At 72.3% G+C, this 17,816-nt stretch carries 14 protein-coding genes; 9 read left to right on the top strand and 5 right to left on the bottom strand.

Annotation, left to right across the window (positions count from 1 at the left end; all coding sequences use genetic code 11):
• Nucleotides 1-104 precede the first annotated feature (104 nt).
• The 3 genes from ACZ4W5_RS24160 to ACZ4W5_RS24150 all read right to left on the bottom strand — a co-directional run bounded on the left by ACZ4W5_RS24160 (nucleotide 105) and on the right by ACZ4W5_RS24150 (nucleotide 2,070).
• Entirely contained in the window at nucleotides 105-680 is a 576-nt protein-coding gene (locus ACZ4W5_RS24160; RefSeq protein ID WP_360228472.1) for a TerD family protein, read from the bottom strand.
• Between the two features lie 186 nt (nucleotides 681-866).
• Entirely contained in the window at nucleotides 867-1,325 is a 459-nt protein-coding gene (locus ACZ4W5_RS24155) for a peroxiredoxin (RefSeq protein ID WP_360228475.1), read from the bottom strand.
• Nucleotides 1,326-1,629: 304 nt separating this feature from the next.
• Nucleotides 1,630-2,070 carry a DUF3052 domain-containing protein gene (locus ACZ4W5_RS24150; RefSeq protein WP_360228478.1) on the bottom strand — a complete coding sequence of 147 codons (441 nt, stop codon included), beginning with the start codon at nucleotides 2,068-2,070 and terminating at the stop codon, nucleotides 1,630-1,632.
• A gap of 517 nt (nucleotides 2,071-2,587) precedes the next feature.
• On the opposite strand from ACZ4W5_RS24150, the gene aceE reads away from it, so the two are divergent.
• Nucleotides 2,588-5,338, top strand: a complete 2,751-nt coding sequence (aceE, locus tag ACZ4W5_RS24145; protein ID WP_402483702.1) for a pyruvate dehydrogenase (acetyl-transferring), homodimeric type — start codon at nucleotides 2,588-2,590, stop codon at nucleotides 5,336-5,338.
• Nucleotides 5,339-5,437: 99 nt separating this feature from the next.
• Nucleotides 5,438-5,896, top strand: coding sequence for a nitroreductase/quinone reductase family protein (locus tag ACZ4W5_RS24140; RefSeq protein WP_360228484.1), 459 nt, complete (start codon nucleotides 5,438-5,440; stop codon nucleotides 5,894-5,896).
• Between the two features lie 67 nt (nucleotides 5,897-5,963).
• Here ACZ4W5_RS24140 and ACZ4W5_RS24135 read toward each other — a convergent pair whose 3' ends face one another.
• Nucleotides 5,964-7,571, bottom strand: a complete 1,608-nt coding sequence (locus tag ACZ4W5_RS24135; protein ID WP_465656793.1) for an MFS transporter — start codon at nucleotides 7,569-7,571, stop codon at nucleotides 5,964-5,966.
• A gap of 217 nt (nucleotides 7,572-7,788) precedes the next feature.
• Between ACZ4W5_RS24135 and ACZ4W5_RS24130 the strand changes: the two genes are divergently transcribed.
• The 5 genes from ACZ4W5_RS24130 (at nucleotide 7,789) to ACZ4W5_RS24110 (ending at nucleotide 13,080) form a co-directional block, all read left to right on the top strand.
• Nucleotides 7,789-8,469 (top strand): TetR/AcrR family transcriptional regulator, encoded by a 681-nt coding sequence (locus ACZ4W5_RS24130; protein ID WP_360228490.1) that lies wholly within the window; start codon nucleotides 7,789-7,791, stop codon nucleotides 8,467-8,469.
• Nucleotides 8,470-8,562: 93 nt separating this feature from the next.
• On the top strand, nucleotides 8,563-9,885 hold the full coding sequence (locus ACZ4W5_RS24125; protein ID WP_465656792.1) for a sensor histidine kinase: 1,323 nt from the start codon (nucleotides 8,563-8,565) through the stop codon (nucleotides 9,883-9,885).
• Nucleotides 9,882-10,556 (top strand): response regulator transcription factor, encoded by a 675-nt coding sequence (locus ACZ4W5_RS24120; protein WP_360228496.1) that lies wholly within the window; start codon nucleotides 9,882-9,884, stop codon nucleotides 10,554-10,556. The genes ACZ4W5_RS24125 and ACZ4W5_RS24120 overlap by 4 nt, the downstream gene beginning before the upstream one ends.
• A gap of 139 nt (nucleotides 10,557-10,695) precedes the next feature.
• Complete coding sequence (locus tag ACZ4W5_RS24115) at nucleotides 10,696-11,817, top strand: alpha/beta hydrolase (protein ID WP_360228499.1); 1,122 nt, start codon at nucleotides 10,696-10,698, stop codon at nucleotides 11,815-11,817.
• Nucleotides 11,818-11,850: 33 nt separating this feature from the next.
• Nucleotides 11,851-13,080: an acyltransferase family protein gene (locus ACZ4W5_RS24110; protein ID WP_360228502.1), complete on the top strand. Its 1,230-nt coding sequence runs from the start codon at nucleotides 11,851-11,853 to the stop codon at nucleotides 13,078-13,080.
• A gap of 259 nt (nucleotides 13,081-13,339) precedes the next feature.
• Here ACZ4W5_RS24110 and ACZ4W5_RS24105 read toward each other — a convergent pair whose 3' ends face one another.
• Nucleotides 13,340-13,555 carry a hypothetical protein gene (locus tag ACZ4W5_RS24105; RefSeq protein ID WP_465656791.1) on the bottom strand — a complete coding sequence of 72 codons (216 nt, stop codon included), beginning with the start codon at nucleotides 13,553-13,555 and terminating at the stop codon, nucleotides 13,340-13,342.
• A 191-nt stretch (nucleotides 13,556-13,746) separates the two neighbouring features.
• Between ACZ4W5_RS24105 and ACZ4W5_RS24100 the strand changes: the two genes are divergently transcribed.
• Both ACZ4W5_RS24100 and ACZ4W5_RS24095 read left to right on the top strand, forming a co-directional pair.
• Entirely contained in the window at nucleotides 13,747-15,240 is a 1,494-nt protein-coding gene (locus ACZ4W5_RS24100) for a galactose oxidase-like domain-containing protein (RefSeq protein ID WP_465656790.1), read from the top strand.
• A 32-nt stretch (nucleotides 15,241-15,272) separates the two neighbouring features.
• Nucleotides 15,273-17,672, top strand: a complete 2,400-nt coding sequence (locus tag ACZ4W5_RS24095) for a Dyp-type peroxidase (RefSeq protein WP_465656788.1) — start codon at nucleotides 15,273-15,275, stop codon at nucleotides 17,670-17,672.
• The last annotated feature ends 144 nt before the right edge of the window (nucleotides 17,673-17,816 follow it).

Raw genomic sequence — 17,816 nt, 5'->3', positions numbered from 1 at the left:
CAAACGACCACCGCACGAGCCCAAGGAAACGGTACTTCCCCCGACCGCCGCCCCCCCCCCCCCCCCCCCCGGGGCCGCGCAAGAGCCTTGCGCCGCAGGAGGAATCAGACGTTGACGCCGAAGTCCTGGGCGATGCCGCGCAGGCCGGAGGCGTAACCCTGGCCGATGGCGCGGAACTTCCACTCGCCGCCGTTGCGGTAGAGCTCGCCGAAGACCATCGCGGTCTCGGTGGAGGCGTCCTCGGAGAGGTCGTAGCGCGCCAGCTCGGCGTTGTTCGCCTGGTTCACCACCCGGATGAACGCGTTGCGCACCTGGCCGAAGTTCTGGCCGCGGTTCTCGGCGTCGTAGATCGACACCGGGAAGACGATCTTCTGCACGTCGGCCGGGACGGTGGCCAGGTTGACCTTGATCGCCTCGTCGTCGCCCTCGCCCTCACCGGTCAGGTTGTCGCCGGTGTGCTCGACCGAGCCGTCCGGGCTCTTCAGGTTGTTGAAGAACACGAAGTTCCCGTCCGAAGCGACCTTGCCCTGCTCGTTGCAGAGCAGCGCGCTGGCGTCCAGGTCGAAGTCCGTCCCGGTGGTGGTCCGGACGTCCCAGCCCAGGCCGACCACGACGGCCTGGAGACCCGGCGCCTCCTTGGTGAGCGAGACGTTGCCGCCCTTGCTGAGGCTGACTCCCACGTGTCCTCCAAGAATCGGGAGGCACGGGTGGTGCCCCCGGGTGGTGCGGTTCGCGACGCCGACCGACGAGAAACGGACGTTCGCCGCACTCCGCCAACGGCCCGAGCGTAGTACCGGGTTCCCGTACGCACGCCCGAACGGCGGGGCCGGAGCGTCGCACGGGCCCCGTGGGGCCACCCGGGCGGCTCAGAGGCCGGCCAGCACCTTGAGGTACTCCTGCTCGTCCCGGGCGTCCGGGAGGCCGTTGACGACGCTCCAGCGCACCGTGCCGGCCCTGTCGATCACGAAGGTGCCGCGCAGCGGGCAGCCCTTCCGCTCGTCCAGGACGCCGTAGGCCCGGGTGACCTCGCCGTGCGGCCAGAAGTCGGCCAGCAGCGGGAACTCCAGGCCCTCCCGGTCGGCGAGGACCCGCTGGGAGAACTGCGAGTCGCAGGAGACGCCGAGCACCTGGACCTGGTCGTTCTGGAGCCCGGCCAGCTCGCGCTGGATCGCGCCCAGCTCACCGGTGCAGACGCCGGTGAAGGCGAACGGGTAGAAGACCAGGACGACGTGCTTGCGGCCGCGGAAGTCGGCGAGCCGGACCGTCTCCCCGTGCTGGGTGGCGAGCTCGAAGTCCGGAGCCTGGGTGCCGATCTCGATGGCCATGAGCGGGACCTTTCTGACGCGACCTGGCCGCGCGGCGGGCACGGCAGGCGACATCCTCGCATCCGTTGACCGACGTTGGGCCGAACGGATGACCCGGCCCGGCGGAAGGCCCACCCCTTCCGCCCTGAGCGAACACCCGGAACGCCCGGATCACCCGGCCGCACACGTAGCGCCGCGGGCAAGAACGCCGCGGGCAAGAACGCCGCAGGCAAAAGCGCCGCCGGCAGAAGCGCCACAGGCAAAAGCGCCGGGCCCCGACGGAGGAGATCCTCCGTCGGGGCCCGGCGCGGGGCTCAGGACCCGTTCAGCGCTGCTTGGGCTGCTTCGCCGTGGACTTGGTCGCCAGCCGGGTCGCCGCCCAGTCCTTGGCCACCGCGATCGAGCTGGTCTGGGAGAGACCGGCGGTGCGGGCCGCGTCCGCGATGTCGGACGCCTCGATGTGGCCGTCCCGGCCGGTCTTGGGCGTCAGCAGCCAGATCAGACCGCCCTCGGCCAGGTACTCCAGGGCGTCGACGAGGGAGTCGGTGAGGTCCCCGTCGTCGTCGCGGTGCCACAGCAGGACGGCGTCCGCGACGTCGTCGTAGTCCTCGTCGACGAGCTCCGTCCCGGTGATCTCCTCGATGCCCTCACGGAGATCCTGGTCAGTGTCTTCGTCGTACCCCAGCTCCTGGACGATCTGGCCCTCTTCGAAGCCGAGACGGGTCGCCGGGTTGGACTTGTCCGCGGGGTCCGCGGTCGCGCTCACGGGAATAACCTCCAGTATTCGGCCCGGCATCCATGCCGAGGCTGTGGCCGTAGTCCACACGGGCGCGGCGGTTCGCGCAAGTACCCGACCGCCGATCCCCCCCAAAGGTTGACGTGTCGCACCGGAACACGCCGGGCGACGTGTCGGGAATCACACCGATTTGCCCTTCTCTGCATGGGACAAGGATGCTTCGGGTGGTCCCGGCCCACAGGCCGTACGCGTGCCCGAGATGCGAACGGCATTCGGGGTCCGCGCGTGCGCGGGCGTAGAGTCTCCTGTTGGCCCTCACCCCGGCCGCCCGCCATCGGGCGGACGGGACACCAGGTCGGACCACCTCTTTTCGTAACACCCGGGGGTGTTCGGAGCGGACGAAGAAGCCCGCGACGCGCGCCACCAGACCGTTCCGCCCACCAGGCGGAACGGTTACCGATCGGTAGAGATGACGGATCTCCGAGCGCGGTAGCACGATGGAGGCGGCGCGACACACCTCAGTTTCGACCGACAGTGAAGGAACAGCGTGGCTTCCGGATCCGATCGCAACCCGATCATCATTGGCGGCCTTCCGAGTCAGGTCCCGGACTTCGATCCCGAGGAGACCGCGGAATGGCTGGAGTCGCTCGATGCGGCCATCGACGAGCGGGGGCGTGAGCGTGCCCGTTACCTGATGCTGCGGCTGATCGAGCGCGCCCGCGAGAAGCGTGTCGCCGTGCCCGAGATGCGCAGCACGGACTACGTGAACACCATCGCGACCAAGGACGAGCCGTTCTTCCCCGGCAACGAGGAGATCGAGCGCAAGATCCTCAACGCGACCCGCTGGAACGCGGCCGTCATGGTCTCCCGGGCGCAGCGCCCGGGCATCGGCGTCGGTGGGCACATCGCCACCTTCGCCTCCTCCGCGTCGCTGTACGACGTCGGCTTCAACTACTTCTTCCGCGGCAAGGACGCCGAGGGCGAGTCGGGCGACCAGATCTTCTTCCAGGGTCACGCCTCCCCCGGCATCTACGCCCGCGCCTTCCTGCTGGACCGACTCACCGAGCAGCAGCTCGACGCGTTCCGCCAGGAGAAGTCGAAGGCCCCGTACGGCCTGTCCAGCTACCCGCACCCGCGGCTGATGCCGGACTTCTGGGAGTTCCCGACCGTCTCGATGGGCCTCGGCCCGCTCGGTGCGATCTACCAGGCGCGGATGAACCGCTACCTGGAGCACCGGGGCATCAAGGACACCTCGGACTCGCAGGTCTACGCCTTCCTCGGCGACGGCGAGATGGACGAGCCCGAGTCGCTCGGTCAGCTCTCGCTGGCCGCCCGCGAGGGCCTGGACAACCTGACCTTCGTGGTCAACTGCAACCTGCAGCGCCTGGACGGCCCGGTCCGCGGCAACGGCAAGATCATCCAGGAGCTGGAGTCCCAGTTCCGGGGTGCCGGCTGGAACGTGATCAAGCTGGTCTGGGATCGCAGCTGGGACCCGCTGCTCGCGCAGGACCGCGACGGCGTCCTGGTCAACAAGCTGAACACCACGGTGGACGGCCAGTTCCAGACCTACGCCACCGAGACCGGCGCCTACATCCGCGAGCACTTCTTCGGCGGCGACCTGCGCCTGCGCGCCATGGTCGAGAACATGACCGACCAGCAGATCCAGCACCTGGGTCGCGGCGGCCACGACCACAAGAAGATCTACGCGGCGTTCAAGGCGGCCCGCGAGCACAAGGGCCAGCCGACGGTCATCCTCGCCCAGACGGTCAAGGGCTGGACGCTGGGCCCCAACTTCGAGGGCCGCAACGCCACCCACCAGATGAAGAAGCTGACGGTCGAGGACCTCAAGCGCTTCCGCGACCGGCTGCACCTGCCGATCACCGACAAGCAGCTCGACGAGGGCTACCCGCCCTACTACCACCCGGGCCGCGACTCGGAAGAGATCCAGTACATGCACGACCGCCGCAGCGAGCTGGGCGGCTACGTGCCGACCCGCAAGGTGCGCCCGCGCAAGCTGGAACTGCCCGGCGACGACGTGTACAAGGCGGTCAAGAAGGGCTCCGGCAACCAGACCATCGCCACCACCATGGCGTTCGTCCGGGTGCTCAAGGACCTCATGCGGGACAAGGGCATCGGCAACCGCTTCGTGCCGATCGCGCCGGACGAGTACCGCACCTTCGGCATGGACTCGCTGTTCCCCTCGGCGAAGATCTACAACCCGCTGGGCCAGACCTACGAGTCGGTCGACCGCGACCTGCTGCTGGCCTACAAGGAGTCGCCGACCGGGCAGATGCTGCACGACGGCATCTCCGAGGCCGGCTGCACCGCCTCGCTGATCGCCGCCGGTTCGTCCTACGCGACCCACGGCGAGCCGCTGATCCCGGTCTACGTCTTCTACTCGATGTTCGGGTTCCAGCGCACCGGCGACCAGTTCTGGCAGATGGCCGACCAGCTGGCCCGCGGCTTCGTGATCGGCGCCACCGCCGGCCGTACCACCCTGACCGGTGAGGGCCTGCAGCACGCCGACGGCCACTCGCACCTGCTGGCCTCGACCAACCCCGGCGTCGTCGCGTACGACCCGGCGTACGGCTTCGAGATCGCGCACATCGTCCAGGACGGTCTGCGGCGGATGTACGGCTCCAGCGCCGAGCACCCGCACGGCGAGGACGTGTTCTACTACCTCACCGTCTACAACGAGCCGATCAAGATGCCGGCCGAGCCCGAGAACGTGGACGTCGAGGGCATCCTCAAGGGTCTGCACCGGTACGCGCCGGCCACCGCCGGCCAGATCCCGGCCCAGATCCTCGCCTCCGGCGTGGCCGTGCCGTGGGCCCTGGAGGCCCAGCGCATCCTCGCCGAGGAGTGGAACGTCAAGGCCGACGTCTGGTCCGCGACCTCCTGGAACGAGCTGCGCCGCGACGCGGTGGAGGCCGAGGAGTTCAACCTGCTGCACCCCGAGGAGCAGCAGCGCGTCCCGTACGTCACCCAGAAGCTCCAGGGTGCCGAGGGCCCGTTCGTCGCCGTGTCCGACTGGATGCGCGCCGTTCCGGACCAGATCGCCCGCTGGGTGCCGGGCCAGTACCAGTCGCTGGGCGCCGACGGCTTCGGCTTCGCCGACACCCGCGGTGCGGCCCGTCGCTTCTTCCACATCGACGCGCAGTCGGTCGTCCTGGGCGTGCTCACCGAGCTCGCCAAGCAGGGCAAGATCGACCGCTCGGCGTTGAAGGACGCGATCGACCGCTACCAGCTGCTGGACGTGGCCGCGGCCGACCCGGGTGCCGCCGGCGGCGACGCCTGATCGCCCGCTAGCGCCTGAGAGGGGCCGGACTCCCGTACGGGGTCCGGCCCTTCGGCGTTCTCGCACCTGACACCGGTGTCAGGTCCTACGCTCGACGGCATGACGAACAAGAGCACGGACCAGGGTGCGAACCGCCACCCCGAACCCGCCGACGGCGCGGGAGAGTTCAACCGCAAGGTGATCGCCGAGTTCCGGACCGCCGAGGGGGTGGTGGGCGGCGACCTCGCCGGGATGCCGCTGCTGCTGCTCACCGTGGTCGGCGCCCGCAGCGGCGAGCCGCGCACCACCCCGCTGGTCTACCTGCCGGACGGCGAGCGGCTGGTGGTCTTCGCCTCCAACGGCGGCAGCGACACCGACCCGGTCTGGTACCGCAACCTGGTCGCCCACCCGGAGGTCACCGTCGAGCTCGGCGCCGAGCGCTACCCGGCCGTGGCGGCCGCCGTCGACCCGGCCGAGCACGACGCGCTCTGGGCCCGCCAGGTGGCCGCCCAGCCGCAGTTCGCCGACTACCGCAAGGCCGCCCGGACGGTCCCGCTGGTGGCCCTCACCCGGGTCTGAGCGGCGCCCCCGGGCAGCACGACGGCCCCGGACTCCGCCACGGAGTCCGGGGCCGCCCACCGGCCGGTCAGATGTGCACGGCCGGGCCCGCGTCGGTCTCGCCGCGGCGGGTCAGCAGGGCCAGCAGGGCGGCGCCGAACGCCACCACCGCGGCCACCACGAAGGCCAGCGACATCCCGCTGACGAAGGACTGGTGCACGGCGCCGGCCATCGCGTCCACCGCCTGCTGCGGGGTGCCGGGCGGGGCCGGCGGGGTGATGCCCAGCTGGGCGGCCTGCTTGAGGCCCGCGGCCGCCTGCGGGTCCTCGATCGCCGGCAGGCCCGCCCTGGCCCAGTTGCCGGGCAGCACGTCGCCGACCTTGGCGGCCATCAGGGCGCCCAGCACGGCGGTGCCCAGGCTGCCGCCGACCTGCATCGCGGCCTGCTGGAGGCCGCCGGCCACACCGGACAGCTCCAGCGGGGCGTTGCCGACGATGACCTCGGTGGCGCCGACGATGACGGGGCTGATGCCGAGGCCCATCAGGACGAACCAGAGCGACATCACGCCGGTGCCGGAGCCGGTGTCCAGGGTGGACATGCCGACCATCGCCCCGGTGGTGAGCAGCATCCCGACCATGATCGGGATCCGCGGGCCGAGCTTGCCGATCGCGATGCCCGCCAGCGGCGAGCCGACGATCATCATGCCGGTCATCGGCAGCAGGTGGACGCCGGCGTCGACCGGCTTCATCCCATGCACGTTCTGGAGGTAGAAGGTCACGAAGAAGATCGCGCCGAAGAACGCGAAGGCCATCAGCACCATCAGCAGCACGCCCGCCGACAGCGGCACCGAGCGGAACAGGCTGAGCGGGATCAGCGGCTCCTTCGCCCGGCCCTGCCACAGCGCGAAGAGCACCATCAGCAGCACCGCGCCGCCCAGGAACAGCAGCGTCCGGGCGTCGCCCCAACCCCACTCGGGGGCCTTGATGATCCCGAAGACCAGCGCGAACATCCCGACCGAGAGCAGCCCGATGCCCGGCAGGTCGAAGGACCTGGCGGCCTTCTCGGCCCGTACGTCCTTGAGGATCCACAGGCCGAGGGCCACCGCGGCCAGGCCGACCGGGATGTTGATGAAGAACACCGACTCCCAGTTGACGTGCTCGACCAGCAGGCCGCCGACGATCGGGCCGGCCGCGGTGGACGCACCGATCACCCCGCCCCAGATGCCGATCGCCATGTTGAGCTTCTCGGCCGGGAAGGCCCCGCGCAGCAGGCCGAGCGCGGCGGGCTGGAGCAGCGCGCCGAACAGGCCCTGGAGGACGCGGAAGGCGATCACGGTCTGGATGTTGCCCGCGAAGCCGATCGCGGCCGAGGTGGCGGCGAAGCCGACCGCGCCGACCAGGAAGGTGTTCTTGTGGCCGAAGCGGTCGCCGATCTTGCCGGCGGTGATCAGGAAGACCGCGAGCGCCAGCAGGTAGCCGCTGGTGACCCACTGGATCTCGGAGGGCGCGGCCTTGAGCTTCTCCTGGATCACCGGGTTGGCGATCGCGACGATCGTGCCGTCCAGCGCGACCATCATCACGCCGACAGCGACGGTCAGCAGGGTCAGCCAGGGGTGCCCCTTGAGCCCTCCCCCGGCCGGCGGCTTCGACGGCGGCGCCGCGTCCGCCTCGGAGTTCTTCACGACGGACTGACTCATCTGGGGCCCTCCGGGGGCGTGACAGGGACCGGAACGTGGCGTGGCGCCGCGACGACCCACCCGTCCCCACGAGTGCCCGGCCGACGAGCGCCACTCCGGCAGATTATGTCAGCGACTGACAATCGGCAAACAGTGACTTGTGACCGGAACTGACATTTGTCAGGCGGCTAAGGTTGTGCTCCCACCCGCCACACCCGCGCCCCGGAAGGCCCCCGCCATGGCCGCTCGCACCCCCCACCCCGTCGGCACCCCGGAGGACCTCGGCCGGGCCCCCGGTCTGCGGGAACGCAAGAAGCAGCAGACCCGGGACGCCCTGGTGCAGGCCGCCCACGCGCTCTTCCTCGGCCAGGGCTTCGCCAGGACCACCGTCGACGAGATCGCCTCCGCCGTCGACGTCTCCCAGCGCACCTTCTTCCGCTACTTCGCCAACAAGGACGAGGTCGCCCTCGCCGTGATGTCCGACGCCGAGGACTACTTCATCCACTGCCTGCGCCACCGGCCGGCCGAGGAGACCCCGCTGCAGGCCCTGCGCGCCTCGATCGTCCAGGCCTGGCGCGACCTCGGGAACGCCCGGACCTCCGGCCCCGGCTCCATCGGCAGCGCCCTCGAACTGCTGCGCATCATCGAGGACACCCCCGCCCTGCTCGCCGCCCACCTGCGCCGGGTCACCGAGCAGGAGCGGCTGGTGGTCCAGGTGCTCGCCGAACGCGAAGGCCTCGACCCGGCCGAGGACCTGCGCCCGGTCGTGCTCGCCGCCGTCTTCGGCAGCCTGCTGCGCGCCGCCCACCTGTCCTGGACCGCCGAGCAGGAACCGGCCGGCCCCGAGGGCATGGTCGTGGTGATCGAGCGCTACTTCGACCAGCTCGGCCCCGCCCTGGCCGGCCACTGGCGCGACTAGTACCCGGGTATCACCCCGTACCCGGGTACCGCCCGGAAGTTCGCGCTCCAGTCCGACGCCCGCCGCGGGCCGGCCCTCCTAGGCTGGCCCACGATGAAGACGCTCACCGCCGCCGACGCCCGCAGGTTCGCCGCCCGTCAACTGCGCACCCTGCGGCTGCACCTGACCAGCCCCAGCGAGGACGACACCCCGCTGCTCGGGAGCTCCCGCCGACGCTGGGTGCGCCGCATCCCGTACGTCGTCGCGATCACGCTCCAGGCCACGCTGATCCCCACCGGGATCGCCAACCTGGCCAGCTTCTACGGCCTGGTGCTGCCGGTGGCCGCCGCGCTCACCGTCGCCCAGACCGCCCCGCTGATCCTCGCCATCACCCGGCCGCTGGCCGCCTGGTGGATCAGCGCCCCCACCCTGGTGCTCACCGCCGCCGTGACCGCGCGCCACCAGCAGGTGATGGGCACCTGGCCGTGGACCGCGTCGATGATCGTCTCGTACCTCTTCCTGCTGCTCGCCCTCGGGCTGCGCGAGCGCCGGGGCACCGTGCTCGCGGTCTGGGTCGCCACCGTCCTGCTCACCGTCCTCGCCACCACCCTCGGGCTGCCCCGGGCCGGCGACGGCACCACCGTGCTGCTGATCGCGCTCAGCGGCGCCGTCCTGCTGTTCGGCTGGGCCATCCGGGAACGCGCGGTCGCCCGCCGGCTGCTCACCGAGCAGGAACAGATCAGCGAGGTGGAGCGTGAGCGGCGCACCCTGCTGGAGGAACGCGCCCGGATCGCCCGGGAGTTGCACGACGTGGTGGCCCACCACATGTCCGTGATCGCGGTGCAGGCCGCCAGCGCGCCCTACCGGATCCAGGGCGTCCCGGACGACGCCGCCGAGGAGTTCACCGCGATCGCCGGCACCGCGCGCGAGTCGCTGGCCGAGATGCGCCGGCTGCTCGGGGTGCTGCGCAGCGAGGACGCCTCCGGGGAGAAGGCCCCGCAGCCGGGCGTGGCCCAACTCGACCAGCTGGTCGAGACGGTGGGGCGGGCCGGGGTGCCCGCCGAACTGGCCGTGGCCGAGGGGCTGGCCGAGCGGGTGCCGCAGGCCGTCGGCCTCTCCGTCTACCGGATCGTCCAGGAGGCGCTGGCCAACGTGGTCCGGCACGCGCCCGGCGCCCGGACCTGGGTGTCGCTGTCGGCGGACGGCCCGGAACTGCGGCTCACCGTGGTCAACGCGCCCCCGCCGCAGCGCACCGAGTCACTGGAGGCCTCGGCCGAGGGCACCGGGCACGGCCTGGTCGGAATGCGTGAACGCGTCCGGCTGGTCGATGGCAGGCTGGACACCGGCCCGCTGCCGGACGGCGGCTTCAAGGTGGCCGCCGTACTGCCGCTCGACCCGTCCCAACGCCCAGACACCCCCGGGGAGACACCCGCATGACCATCCGCGTGATCATCGTCGACGACCAGGCCATGGTGCGGGCCGGCTTCGCCGCCCTGCTGGGCGTCCAGAGCGACATCGACGTGGTGGGGGACGCGGCGGACGGCGCCCAGGCCCTGGAGGTCAGCGGCCGCACCCACCCGGACGTGGTCCTGATGGACGTCCGGATGCCCGTCATGGACGGCCTGGAGGCCGCCCGGCGGCTGCTGGACCCCGCCGTCCCTGGCGCCCACCGGCCCAAGGTGCTGATGCTGACCACCTTCGACGTGGACGACTACGTGTACGAGGCACTGCGCGCCGGGGCCAGCGGCTTCCTGCTCAAGGACGCCCCGCCGGCCGACCTGATCGCCGCGGTCCGGGTGGTCGCGGCCGGCGAGGCCCTGCTCGCCCCCTCCGTCACCCGGCGGCTGATCGCCGACTTCGCCCGCAACCGGCCCGCCAAGCGCCGCGACCCCAAGCTGCGGCTCAACGGCCTGACCCCGCGGGAGACCGAGGTGCTGGAGCAGATCGCCCGCGGCCTGTCCAACCAGGAGATCGCCGCCAAGCTGGTGCTCGCCGAACAGACCGTCAAGACCCACATCGGGCGCATCCTCGCCAAGCTCGACCTGCGCGACCGCGCCCAAGCGGTGGTGCTGGCCTACGAGTCGGGCCTGGTGACCCCCGGCGAGTAAGGGGGGTTATCCCCCTCATACCCCGGTAGCACCGGGTAGTTGGCCCCGCGGTGTGACGTCCGCGGGGCCGCCGTGTTCCTACCTTCCTCCTCGTCGAAAGCCGAAGCCGGCTGCCGAACCGACGAGGGAGAACAGGGACATGCGCAAGCTCCGTACCAAGCGGGCGCTCGTCGCCACCGCGCTGACGCTGGCGGCGGTGCTCGGAGCGGGTGGCTGGGCCGCCGACAGCCAGGCCGCCGTCACCGGCCCGCCGCCCGGCAGCGCCGCCTGGACCGCCGACACCGCGCTCGGCCTCCGCCTCCCCGACCCGGCCACCAGCACGCCCGCCCAAGTGGCCGCCTTCTTCGCCGGGTTGACGCCCGCCCAGCAGCAGGCCCTGGCCGCCCGGCACCCCCTGGTGGTCGGCAACCTGGACGGCGCCCCCGTCCCGCTCCGGTACCGGGCCAACACCCTGGCCCTCACCGCCGAACGCGACCGGGAACTCGCCCGGGCCGCCGACCCGGCCCTCACCCCGCAGGACCAGCAGGCCGCCCGCACCCGCGCCGAGCGCTACCGCACCCTGCTGGACGGCGGCCGGCAGGTCCTCGCCTTCGACCCGCGCGGCCGCGGCCAGGTCGCCGAGGTGTTCGGCGACCTCACCACCGCCCCCCGCACCGCCGTGATCGTCCCCGGCTCGGACATCGACCTGCTCACCTTCGACCGCGCCACCGAGCCGTACGGCACCCCCGCCGGCATGGCCCGCGCCCTGTACCGGGCCACCGACGGGCACACCGCCGTGATCGCCTGGGCTGGCTACACCACCCCGGTCGGCGTCGGCCTCGACGCCGCCACCGAGGACCTCGCCCGGGCCGGCGCCGACCGCCTCGACCGGTTCCTGGACGGACTCGCCGCCGGCACCTCCCCGCAGGCCCCGCCCACGGTGTTCTGCCACAGCTACGGCTCGGTGGTCTGCGGCCTGGCCCGCCCGACCCCCGCCCGGGCCTCCGCCCTGGTGGTGCTCGGCTCGCCCGGCATGGGCGTCGACTCGGCCGCCGACCTCGACCCCGGAGTGCCGCTCTGGGCCACCGCCCGCAACGGCTCGGACTGGATCGGCAAGGTGCCCAACGTCCGCTTCCTCGGCCTCGGCCACGGCGCCGACCCGACCGACCCCGGCTTCGGCGCCCGCCCGCTGCCGTCCACCGGGTCCCACGGCCACACCGGCTACTTCGCCCCCGGCACCGCCTCGCTCACCGCCTACGCCGCCATCGCCCAGGGCCGCTGAACCCCCGCACCCCGCCAAGGAAGGAGCACCACCATGGCCCACGCCCTCACCACGCTGCGCCGCGCCGCCGCGAAGGTCGACGCGAAGACCCCCGCGAGCCGCGACCGCGCCCTGGACGGCCTGCGCGCCCTCGCCCTGCTGTCCGTCCCGATCGGCCACTGGATGCTCGGCGGCCTGACCCGCTCCGCCGACGGCGCCCTGCACAACGCCAGCCCGCTCTCCGCGCTCGGCGGCTTCGCCCCGGCCAGCTGGGTGCTCCAGATGCTCGGGGTGTTCTTCCTGGTCGGCGGCCACTCCTCGGTCCGCTCGCTGGAACGGGCCCGGGAGAAGGGCCTGACGTACGGGAGTTGGCTGCGGGCCCGGACGGTCCGGCTGCTGCGCCCGGTGCTGGGGGTGACGGCGGTGTGGGCGCTGCTGATCCCACTGCTGCCCCGGCTCGGCGTGCCCGCGGACACCCTGCGCACCGGCGCCACGCTGGTGGTGCAGCCGCTCTGGTACATCGGGGTGTACCTGGCGCTGACCGCGCTCACCCCGCTCTGCGTGGCCTTCGGGCGGCGGCTCGGCGCGTGGTCGGCGGGGCTGCTGGTGGCCTCGGTCGCCCTGGTCGACCTGCTGCGGTACGGGCCGTGGGCCGAGGCGGTGCCGTCCTGGCTGGGGCTGCTGAACCTGCTGCCGGGCTGGATGTTCGGCTACCAGCTGGGCGTGCTGTGGGCGCAGGGCCGGCTCGGCCGCTCGGCCGCCCGGGTGCTGCTGTTCGGCGGTGCGGCGCTGTTCGCGGTCCTGCTGGTGGTGTTCCACTACCCGGCGAGCATGGTCGGGGTGCCGGGCGTCGAGCGCACCAACTCGCACCCGCCGTCCCTGCTGGTGCTGGCGCTGGCCGCGGTGCAGTGCGGCGCGGCGGTGCTGCTGCGGGAGCGGCTGGGCCGGCTGCTGACCCGCCGTCCGCTGCTGTGGCTGCCGGTGGTGGCGGTCAACCTGTCGGCGATGACGATCTTCTGCTGGCACCAGAGCGCGATGCTCGCGGTGGCGGTGCCCGGCGCGGCCGGCCTGGGCGCCGTCCCGGGGCTGACCACCGCGCCGGACTCGCTCGGCTGGGTGGCCGCCCGGCTGGCCCTGCTGCCGCTGTTCGGGGCCGCCCTGGTGGCGATCGGGTGGTTCACCCGGCGCTTCGACGGGCCGTGGACGGCCTTCTCCCGGGCCGGCAAGGCGCTGGCCGGCACGGCGGCGGCGCTGTTCGCCGCGTACGCGCTGGGCATGGTGTGACACCCGGCTACCACGCCGGCGATCACCGCTCCGAAGGGGCGCGCACCGAACGGTGCGCGCCCCTTCGGCTGTTCCAGCGCACCCCCCGGAAGCGGGACCGCTCCAAGGGAGGTACGTCGTATGCGCACCACCACGCGCCGTGATGTTCTGTGACGGTCGGCGACCATCGCTGGACCGCGCCCGCCCACGGCCCGTCCGTCCGCATTCGCCCCCTCCCCCGAACAGCCCTCCCTCCCCGAGGAGATCCATGCCCCCGTCCCTACTCCGCCCGCGGCCAGGGCCCCGGAGCCGCCGCCGGCTGCCGGCCACCTCCGTGGTCCTCGCGGTCACCGCCGGAAGCCTGTTGGGCGCCGCCGCCCCGGCGCTCGCCCACGGCGGGGACGACCTCGCCCCGCACGTCGACTCCCGCCGGGTCGCCGAGGAGGTGCGGCAGGACGAGGTCGCGGCCCTCGGTCAGGAGCACGCCGAGGAGCACGCCCGGATGCGCGCGGCCGTCCGCGGCATCGGCGACTACCCGCAGACCACCCGCACCAACCGGTACAACGCCCTGACCGCCTCCCAGGCCCAGCACAACAGGCCTTCGCCCCGGAGACCTTCGGCGCCTTCAAGGAGTACTTCCCGTCCCCCGACTTCGGCGACCACGTCGCCCTGCTGCCCACCGGCAAGGTGCTGCTGTTCTCCTTCGAACGGATCGAGACCAACCCCGAGAAGGAACCCGCGCCGACCCAGACCACCGGCAAGGAGAACGCCGGCCGGGCCTTCCTCTGGGATCCGGCCAAGGGCACCGGCAAGGACGCCTTCAAGCAGGTCAACCCGCCGGTCTCGGACATGCCGGACGGCCTGGACGAGCCCCGCCCGGTGCCGTTCTTCTGCTCCGGGCACTCCTTCCTGCCCAACGGCATGCTCGGCGTCTTCGGCGGCAACCTGGGCGGCAACGGCGGCACCGGCGCCAAGCTCTCGCTGGTCTTCGACCCGTGGACGGAGACCTGGACCCGCAACCCCGACATGTCGGTGGGCCGTTGGTACCCCTCGGTGGTCACCGGGGCCGACGGCCGCCAGCTGATCATGTCCGGCCAGTCCGAACTCGGCTACGGCACCCCGACCCCGCTGGTCGAGCGCTTCCCCGCCAAGGCCTTCCCGGTGCCGGTGAGCAAGACCGACACCCCCAAGAACAACCCGGTCGAGCGCTTCAAGGTCGACGCGCCGTTCAGCTTCGACTACCCGCACCTGTTCTCGCTCAACGACGGCAACGTCTACGGCTTCGGCCGCGCGGCCAACGAGCAGTGGAAGTTCGACCCGGTCGCGGAGACCCGCGCCGACCTCACCGCCCGCCCCGACGGCCGCAAGCGCAACTACGGCTCCGCCGTGATGCTGCCCGGCGGGGCGAACGGCCCGGACTCCGCGCTGATCCTCGGCGGCGACCGGGACAACCCGGGCACCCTGCGCTTCTCCAACGGCAGTTGGACCGCCGAGAAGTCCCGCGCCTTCGGCCGCACCCAGGACGACACCCTGCTGCTGCCCAACGGCCGGCTGATGACGGTCAACGGCGCCTACGACATCCGCGACTACGGCAACGGCCCGTACAACCCGAACGCCGACCTCAAGTACCGCCAGATCGAACTCCGCGACGACCAGGGCAACTGGCAGCTCGGCCCGGTCCAGCGGCTGCCGCGCGGCTACCACTCCAACGCGGTGGTGCTGCCGGACGGCCGGATCATGGTGACCGGCGACGAGCTCCAGCAGATGGCCAACAACACCGACATCAACGGCACCGTCGACGGCGTCCCGGGCACCACCGGCCCGATCACCATGAACGGCACCATCGAGATCTACGAACCGCCCTACCTCCACCAGGGCGACCGGCCCGCGCTCGCCAACGCGCCCACCGCGCCGGTCGGGTACGACAGGAAGTTCACCGTCACCAGCACCACCCCGGGCCTCGCCGCCAGGGCCGTCCTGCTGGCCCCGACCACCTCCACCCACTCGGTCAACACCAGCCAGCGGTACGTCGACCTGCGGCTGACCAGCCGGGCCGGCAACCGGCTGGAGTTCCAGGCCCCGCCGGACGCCAAGGCCGCCCCGCCCGGCTGGTACCTGCTCTTCCTGCTCAGCGACAAGGGCGTGCCCAGCGTCGCGCAGTGGATCCAGCTCTCCGCCTGAAACCCCCCACCCCGAAAGGAAGCCCGAGAACGATGACGACGGAACTGAGCCTGCGCGAGAGCGAGGAGATCCAGGGTGACATCCTGGCCGGCTTCAAGAAGGACAACGTCAGCGTCCTGTTCCTCAAGTTCGAGGACGCCTCCCGCGCCCGCGACTGGCTACGCAGACTGACCCCGCAGATCGCCACCACCCGGCAGGTCGCCGCGTTCAACGAGGCGTTCAGCGAGGCCAGGCACGCCTCCGGCGGCGACGACCCCAAGTCGCTGACCGCCACCTGGCTGGGCGTCAGCTTCACCTACGAGGGCCTGCGGATGCTGGCCGGAGCCGATCCGTTCCCCACACCCCCGCCGGTCGGCGGCGGCCTGGAGGCCTTCAAGGAGGGCTCGGCCCAGCGGGCCGGCGCGCTCGGCGACACCGGCGACAACTCCCCGGAGAACTGGCTGTTCGGCAACGGGAAGAACCAGCCCGTCCACGCCCTGCTCAAGATCTCCGCGGACACCGAACGGGACCTCCAGGCGGCCGTCGAGGCGCAGCGGATCGCCGCCGCCGAGTGCCGGGTCCTGATCGTCTACCAGCAGAACGCCCAGACCCTGCTGGGCAGTCGGCGCGGCAAGGAGCACTTCGGCTTCAAGGACGGCATCAGCGAGCCCGGCGTCAGGGGCTTCGACCGGCCGAACCCGGCCAAGCCGGAGGAGGAGGACGGCCACCCGGGCACCCGGCTGGTCCCGGCCGGCGAGTTCGTCTGCGGCCTGGAGAACGACCGGTTCAGCGGCCCGCCGTCCCAGTACCCCGAGTGGGCGCGCAACGGCTCCTTCCAGGTGGTGCGCCGGCTCGCCCAGGACGTCCCCGGCTGGTGGTCACAGGTCTCGGTCAAGCTGCGGGAGCTCAAGCAGGCCAAGGCCGTTCCGGAGAGCGCCACCGCCGAGTGGCTGGCCGCCCGGATGGTCGGCCGCTGGCGCTCCGGCGCGCCGGTCTGCAAGCACCAGGACCGGGACGTCCCGAACAGCCCGAGCGCCGCCAACGACAACGACTTCGACTTCCGGGACGACCTGGAGGGCCTGGTCACGCCGCTCTGGTCGCACCTGCGCAAGACCAGCCCGCGGGCCGGCCTCCAGGAGAGCCCGGACAAGCCGCCGTTCGACGCCGGGATCCTGGACGGCCGGCGGATCATCCGCCGGGGCACCCCGTACGGCGCCCCGTTCGACCCGGCCTCCGAGGGTCCGGGCGGCCCGGACGACCCGCGCGGGCTGCTGTTCATCTGCTACCAGGCCGACATCCAGCGGCAGTTCGAGTTCATCCAGGCCGACTGGATGGACCAGCCGAACTTCCCGCCGAACCGGGACAGCGGCGGCGCCGTCCCGCCCGGCCACGCCGGCCCCAGGCCGGTGCCCGGCAAGGACCCGGTGACCCAGGAGGCTCCGGACGTCGACTTCGAGAGCCGGGGGCCGGACGGGCTGATCAGCCACACCCCGGTGAGCTTCCAGCAGTTCGTCCAGACCACCGGCTCGGTCTACGCCTTCATGCCCTCGCTCAGCATCCTGCGCGGGCTCTGCGAGGGCCGGCTCACCCCGGTCGGGCAGAACGGCACCCAGACCGGCACCCAGATCGGCCAGACCGGCCAGACCGGGCAGACGGGCCAGACGGTCACCCAGACCGGCGGGCAGCCCAAGCCGCAGCCCGTGAAGGCCTACCCCTGCGACGAGTTCGTCGGCGTCCCGGACCAGTACCGCAAGGGCGGCCAGAGCCGGTACTGGGCCTTCCACGGCGACCGCTGCCGGGTCATCTCGATCGCCGACGGCTCCGCCCACACCGACCGCAAGGTCGAGGACGACACCTGGCTGACCAGCTGGACCTGCCTCCAGGGCGTCGGCCGGGTGGACTGCGTACTGCCCGTCCCGGACCAGCAGGACCCGGGCGGCAAGAGCTGGTGCTGGGTGTTCCACAGCACCGGCGGCCGCCAGCAGTACCGCCTGGTCTCGATCACCTGCGGCGGCGGCCGGTACACCACCGCGCTGGAGCGCTCGGACCGCGACCTCACCTACTGGGGCTCGCTCAGCGGCGTCGGCCAGGTCGACTGCTGGCTGCCGGTACCGGACCAGCAGCGGGTCGGCGGCAAGAGCTGGTACTGGTGCTTCCACACCACCAGCGGCCGCCAGCAGTACCGGCTGATCTCGATCGCCGACGGCTCCTCCCACACCGACGTGCGGGAGCGCACCGACCGCGAGCTCTCCCAGTGGAGTTCGCTGAACGGGCTCAGCCGGGTGGACTGCTTCCTGCCCGTCCCGGACCGCCAACGGGTCAGCGGCAGCAGCGAGTTCTGGGTGTTCTGCGGCCAGAGCTACCGCCGGATCTCGATCGCCGACGGCAGCGGGCACCCGGACCGGCTGGTCGACGGCGACCGGACCTGCGACAACTGGGCCTCGCTCGGCTGAGCGCCGCCCGCGCCCCCGGGGCGCCCCCCCCCCCCCCGGGGGGGGGGGGGGGGGGGGGCGGGTGTCCTTTTCTCCCTCCCCTCTGGGGGGATTCTATGCGCGTCTCCTGGCGGGCCCCTTCTCTCCGTGGGATCGCCCAGGCAC

It is taken from the genome of Kitasatospora sp. NPDC029367 (genome assembly GCF_055569135.1).
This window is presented reverse-complemented; position numbering and strand designations above follow the sequence as displayed.

Bases quoted from the DNA above. Each gene is read 5' to 3' on its own strand.
- ACZ4W5_RS24155 (WP_360228475.1), bottom strand. From the start codon at position 1,325: ATGGCCATCGAGATCGGCACCCAGGCTCCGGACTTCGAGCTCGCCACC.
- ACZ4W5_RS24140 (WP_360228484.1), top strand. From the start codon at position 5,438: ATGACGAACAAGAGCACGGACCAGGGTGCGAACCGCCACCCCGAACCC.
- ACZ4W5_RS24135 (WP_465656793.1), bottom strand. From the start codon at position 7,571: ATGAGTCAGTCCGTCGTGAAGAACTCCGAGGCGGACGCGGCGCCGCCG.
- ACZ4W5_RS24130 (WP_360228490.1), top strand. From the start codon at position 7,789: ATGGCCGCTCGCACCCCCCACCCCGTCGGCACCCCGGAGGACCTCGGC.
- ACZ4W5_RS24125 (WP_465656792.1), top strand. From the start codon at position 8,563: ATGAAGACGCTCACCGCCGCCGACGCCCGCAGGTTCGCCGCCCGTCAA.
- ACZ4W5_RS24120 (WP_360228496.1), top strand. From the start codon at position 9,882: ATGACCATCCGCGTGATCATCGTCGACGACCAGGCCATGGTGCGGGCC.
- ACZ4W5_RS24115 (WP_360228499.1), top strand. From the start codon at position 10,696: ATGCGCAAGCTCCGTACCAAGCGGGCGCTCGTCGCCACCGCGCTGACG.
- ACZ4W5_RS24110 (WP_360228502.1), top strand. From the start codon at position 11,851: ATGGCCCACGCCCTCACCACGCTGCGCCGCGCCGCCGCGAAGGTCGAC.
- ACZ4W5_RS24095 (WP_465656788.1), top strand. From the start codon at position 15,273: ATGACGACGGAACTGAGCCTGCGCGAGAGCGAGGAGATCCAGGGTGAC.